The following is a 5,031-nucleotide window of genomic DNA, read 5'->3' as shown; positions in this document are numbered from 1 at the left end:
CCACGCCCCCGGATGCTGTCGCTGACGGCATCCGGGGGCGTTCCGCGTCTCAGGGAGGGGACGCTCTCCCGGTTCCCGGGAATGATCACCGAGGTCCGGTACTGGCGCCGCGTGCCCTGAGATCCGCGGCGGGGGTCTCATCCCACCTTGTGCAGCCACACCACCGATGCGTCATCGCCGGCGTGGCGGAAGGGCTCCAGCTCCTCGTCCCATGCGGAGCCGAGCGCGACCTGCAGCTCGTGCTGCAGCTCGATCGGGTCACCGGCGGCGACTTCCATCGCGTAGCGCACGCGATCCTCGCCGATGACGATGTTTCCAGCGGTGTCGGTCTGGGCATAGTGGATGCCGAGCCCCGGCGTGTGCAGCCAGCGACCTCCGTCGCTGCGGGGCGTCGGGTCCTCGCTGACCTCGAAACGCAGGTGCTCCCACCCGCGGATCGCCGTGGCCAGGGCAGCCCCCGTTCCGGCGGGTCCCTCCCAGTAGAACTCCGCGCGACGGCTGCCGGCCAGCACCGGCTGGTCGGCCCATTCGAAGTTGACGGCGCGGCCGAGCGCGCGGCCCACAGCCCATTCAAGGTGCGGGCACAACGCGCGCGGCGCTGAGTGAATGTAGATCACTCCGCGCGCCTGTGGTGTCGCCATGATCTCTCCTTCGTCAGGTACGTCTTCCCCTACGACCTGATGCGGACCACGGCTTCTTCGGTTGTGTTCCCGCCATTATCACGGAAGCACGTGCGGGATGACAAGTGTGTGATTCCGACGAGCGACGTGTGCGAGCAGCCTCTCCCCTTCCCCCCGGCGCCTCACCTTGCGATGATCAGCAGGCCCGCGCCCTTCGGGCCGCCTTATCTCAACAAGGAGACACGATCATGACTGGCAGCGACATCGGTCCTCGCCCTCACGCCTTCGACATCGAAGCCGCGACCCGGCAGAACGAGAACTACCGCGCGGTCGTGTGGACGGGGAAGCACCTGCAGGTCACGCTGATGTCCATTCCCCCGGGTGAGTCGATCGGCCTCGAGGCGCATCCCGACACCGATCAGTTCCTTCGCCTGGATGCCGGTCGGGGCCGGGTCGTCATGGGCCCTCAGAAGGATCAGCTCGATTTCGAGCAGGATGTCGCGCACGGATGGTCGATCCAGGTTCCCGCAGGCACATGGCACGACGTGATCAACACGGGCGACGAACCCCTGCGCCTTTACACGGTCTACGCGCCCTCCCACCACGCGGCCGGGATCGTGCAGGCGACACGGGCCGACGCGGAGCGAGACGAGGCGACGGGCACGGATGAGCCCCCGTCGTGGACGGCGCAGCCGCCCACGGTCGACGACGACCAGCACGCCTAGCCGCACGCGGGAGGACCCGATCACTACGCAGGGTGGCTCGAGAACTCGGCGGGCTTCAATGTCGAGATCGTCGCGCACAAGTGGTGATCGCGAGCAGTGCGAAGCTTCGCTCTCCCTCATTCCCTCCGACCCCGTGACCGTGTGGGAATCGGGAGGGTTTTGTAGGGCGGGTGGGACTTGAACCCACGATCGTCGGGTTATGAGCCCGCTGCCTTGACCAGCTTGGCCACCGCCCCCTCACCACGACCTTACTAGGCGTACATGGCTTCGCTCGCACCTGCCATGTGGGTGGCCGCTCTGTAGCGGGCCCTCAGCCGCGGGGCTTCTCGCCGGGCGATGCAGGACCCTCGGTGCCCCCGGAGCTGCCTCGAGGGAACGGCTGCTCCTGGCTCTGTGAGACGACCTGCGGATGATAACGGGCCAGCGTCATGACGCCCCAGATGGCGATGGCCCCGGCGACGGCGAACATCACGAAGCCCCACACCGGAACCGCGGCCCCTTCGCCGAGCACGAGAAGGCCGATGAGGACGGCGACCATCGGATCGACGACCGTGAGCCCCGCGATCACGAGGTCCGGCGGGCCCGAGGAGTACGCGGTCTGCACGAAGTAGGCGCCTAGCCCGGTGCCGGCCAGCAGTGCGACGACGCACAGGACCGTGAGCCACTCGAAGTCGCCGTCCTGGATGCGCTTGATGACGATCTTTGCCAGGGTCGCGACGAATCCGTAGACGATGCCGGCGGCGAGGATGTAGAACAGGGCGCGGATGCCGCGACGGCGCCTCACCAGCAGCCACGAGACGACGAGGGCGGCCGCGACGACCGCGAGGATGACCAGCACCGTGATCAGCTGACGGTTGGTGACGGTCTGCTCGACGGCGAACAGCGCGGCGACGATGACGAACCAGAAGATGCCGCCCACACAGGCGATGATGGCGATCAGCGACCGTTTGTTCGGGGGATGCCCGGTCACACGCGCGTTGAGCAGTGTGGTGATGACGAGCGCCACGGCCCCCAGGGGCTGCACGACGATCAGCGGCGCGACTGTCAGAGCGCCGAGCTGACAGACGATGGCGAGGCCGAGCATGAGCGTGCCGACCACCCACGAGGGCCGCGCCAGCAGCTGTCGCAGCTGACCGCCGGTCAGTCCGGTCGAGCCGTCCTTGCCGCTGAGCCGCTCGACCTTCGCGACACCGCGATGCTGGTACTGGGCGCCGAACGACATGAACACAGCGCCGGCGAGCGCCAGCGGGATGCCGAGGAGCAACCCCGGGTTGCGGAACACGCCGACAAGCTGGTCGCCGACGTCTTCGATACCCACCGCCCACATCACCCCTCGACAGTAGCGCCAACGGCTTCTGGGTAGGCTCAAGGACGTGGCTGTTCTACCGATTCGCATCATGGGCGATCCCGTCCTGCACTCCCCCGCCGCCCCCGTCGGAGAAATCACCGACGAGGTGCGTCAGCTGGTGGCCGACATGTTCGAGACCATGGATGCCGCGCCCGGCGTCGGCCTCGCGGCACCGCAGGTGGGCGTGTCCCTGCGCATCTACACGTACACCTACGAGGACGACGACGGTCAGCCGTGGCGCGGCGCGATCATCAACCCCGAGCTGTGGATGCGGCCCCTCGAGCCCGGCTCCCCCGACCCCGATGCGGAGTCCGAAGGATGCCTGTCCTTCCCCGGCGAGCGGTTCCCGCTGCGTCGGTCGGACGAGGTCCTGGTCACCGGCATCGACCTCGACGGCGCGCCCGTCCGCATCCAGGTCGACGGGTGGCGCGCGCGCATCATGCAGCACGAGTTCGATCACCTCGACGGCATCCTCTACGTCGATCGCCTCGACGACGGTGACTGGAAGACCGTGCAGAAGATCGCCCGCAAGCGCGGCTGGGGTCGCCCTGGGGTCAGCTGGATGCCGGGAGTCGACGACCTCGACGCCTGACTGTTCGACGGCGGCGCGTCCGGTCCGCCCGCCCGCGAGACAGCACTTTCCGGGTGAGACACCAGGCGCCGCGTGGTGTCTCGGCCGATGAGTGGTTTCTCAACCGGGCCGGGCCGGGTCGGGCCGGGGCACCGTCGCTGACCTGCCTCATCCGATCCGCCCTCGCAACCCCCGTTCGCGACGACTCCCCGATCGGTAGCGTTCCCCGCACACCCACGCGAGGAGGACGGCATGGCTCGGTTCGGATACACGCTCATGACGGAGCAGAGCGGTCCACGTCAGCTCGTGGACTACGCGGTGAAAGCCGAGGCGGCCGGGTTCGACTTCGTCGTCTCCAGCGATCACTACTCCCCCTGGCTCACCACCCAGGGGCACTCCGCATACGCCTGGAGCATGCTCGGGGCCGTCGCCTACGCCACCCACGACGTGGAGCTCATGACCTACGTCACCTGCCCGACCATGCGCTACCACCCCGCAGTCGTCGCGCAGAAGGCGGCGACGATGCAGCTGCTCTCGGAGGGCCGCTTCACGCTTGGCCTCGGGTCCGGTGAGAACCTGAACGAGCACGTCGTCGGCGAGGGGTGGCCGGCGGTGCAGATGCGCCAGGACATGCTGGTCGAGGCGATCGAGATCATCCGCGCGCTGCACACGGGTGACCTCGTCACCTATGACGGCCAGTACTTCCGGGTGGATTCGGCGCGCATCTGGGACTGCCCCGAGGGTGGCGTGCCGCTCGGCGTCGCGGTGTCGGGCGAGTCCTCGATCGAGCGGTTCGCGGGACTGGCCGACCATCTCATCGCGGTGGAGCCGCAGGCGGAGCTGATCGAGGGGTGGGATGCTGTGCATCCAGAGGCATCCCGCAAGATCGGCCAGATCCCGATCAGCTGGGACCCCGACCGCGAGGCGGGGATCGCACGCGCCCACGAGCAGTTCCGGTGGTTCGCGGGCGGATGGTCCGTCAACGCGGACCTGCCGACGCCGGCCGGCTTCGCCGCGGCATCCCAGTTCGTCCGGCCCGAAGACGTCGCCGAATCCATCGCTGCGGGCCCCGACCTGGACGAGCTGGCCGAGAGCGTGCAGCCCTTCCTCGACGCGGGCTTCACCGACGTCGCTATCGTGCAGGTCGGCGACGAGCAGCAGGACCGCTTCGTGACCGAGATCGCCGAGCCATTGCTGGAGAAGCTGCGCACGCTGTGAGGGCACCCGGGGTGGCGCCGAACCGGTGAGACCGCACCTGGCGGCCGAGACAGTGGTCGTTACCCGCTGTCTCGGCCCCCAGATGCCGTTTCATCGGCGGGGCCGATGGTCGAACCCGCGTGACCGGTGGCCTAAGCTAGGAAGCGAGGATCCCGCGTCATCTGCGCGGCCCTCAACCGAAGGCCAGGGCTTCCACCCCTGGCCTTCACCTTTTGCCGGCCGCTGGCCGCCTCAATCCTCCGCGTCCGCGATGGCCTCGCCGTCGGCGTCGAGCGGTATCGGGCGCTCATGCGGTGGTAGGGGCTCCGGCAGGCCCGTCTCCGGGTCGAGGGGGCGATCGTCGTCGATGAAGGGGATGGGGACGCCCGTGCGAGGGTCGATGAGACCCTCGCCGTCAGGGATACTCAGGCTCATGTCGCTTTCCTTTCCTCTCGGCCAGGATGCGACGCTGCCGGGGGCCGCGCACCCCGTTGACGGGGGCGCAGCCCCCCGCTAGCCACCCCGCTACGCGCTGCGCGATGATCCCGGCGGTGCGGACGTACCGGCGTC

6 protein-coding genes and 1 tRNA gene are annotated in these 5,031 nt (G+C 68.7%); 3 read left to right on the top strand and 4 right to left on the bottom strand.

Features of this window, described 5'->3' with window-relative positions:
* Positions 1-137: 137 nt before the first annotated feature.
* Complete coding sequence (locus NQ160_RS15545) at positions 138-641, bottom strand: DUF3145 domain-containing protein (protein WP_257516086.1); 504 nt, start codon at positions 639-641, stop codon at positions 138-140.
* Positions 642-868: 227 nt separating this feature from the next.
* On the opposite strand from NQ160_RS15545, the gene NQ160_RS15540 reads away from it, so the two are divergent.
* On the top strand, positions 869-1,345 hold the full coding sequence (locus tag NQ160_RS15540; RefSeq protein WP_257516085.1) for a cupin domain-containing protein: 477 nt from the start codon (positions 869-871) through the stop codon (positions 1,343-1,345).
* 162 nt (positions 1,346-1,507) lie between these two features.
* On the opposite strand, the gene NQ160_RS15535 is transcribed toward NQ160_RS15540, so the two are convergent.
* Both NQ160_RS15535 and NQ160_RS15530 read right to left on the bottom strand, forming a co-directional pair.
* Positions 1,508-1,581, bottom strand: a tRNA-Ile gene (locus tag NQ160_RS15535).
* A 74-nt stretch (positions 1,582-1,655) separates the two neighbouring features.
* Positions 1,656-2,672, bottom strand: a complete 1,017-nt coding sequence (locus tag NQ160_RS15530; RefSeq protein ID WP_257516087.1) for a DMT family transporter — start codon at positions 2,670-2,672, stop codon at positions 1,656-1,658.
* A gap of 46 nt (positions 2,673-2,718) precedes the next feature.
* On the opposite strand from NQ160_RS15530, the gene def reads away from it, so the two are divergent.
* On the top strand, positions 2,719-3,285 hold the full coding sequence (def, locus tag NQ160_RS15525) for a peptide deformylase (RefSeq protein WP_257516084.1): 567 nt from the start codon (positions 2,719-2,721) through the stop codon (positions 3,283-3,285).
* Positions 3,286-3,516: 231 nt separating this feature from the next.
* The gene (locus NQ160_RS15520) at positions 3,517-4,482 is read left to right on the top strand and encodes a TIGR03557 family F420-dependent LLM class oxidoreductase (RefSeq protein ID WP_257516083.1); all 966 of its coding nucleotides are present in this window, start codon (positions 3,517-3,519) and stop codon (positions 4,480-4,482) included.
* A gap of 231 nt (positions 4,483-4,713) precedes the next feature.
* Here NQ160_RS15520 and NQ160_RS15515 read toward each other — a convergent pair whose 3' ends face one another.
* Complete coding sequence (locus NQ160_RS15515) at positions 4,714-4,896, bottom strand: hypothetical protein (RefSeq protein ID WP_257514381.1); 183 nt, start codon at positions 4,894-4,896, stop codon at positions 4,714-4,716.
* Positions 4,897-5,031 lie beyond the last annotated feature (135 nt).

It is taken from the genome of Microbacterium sp. zg.Y909 (assembly GCF_024626565.1).
Note: the sequence above shows the minus strand (reverse complement) of the source record. Positions and strands in the feature narration are given on the sequence as shown.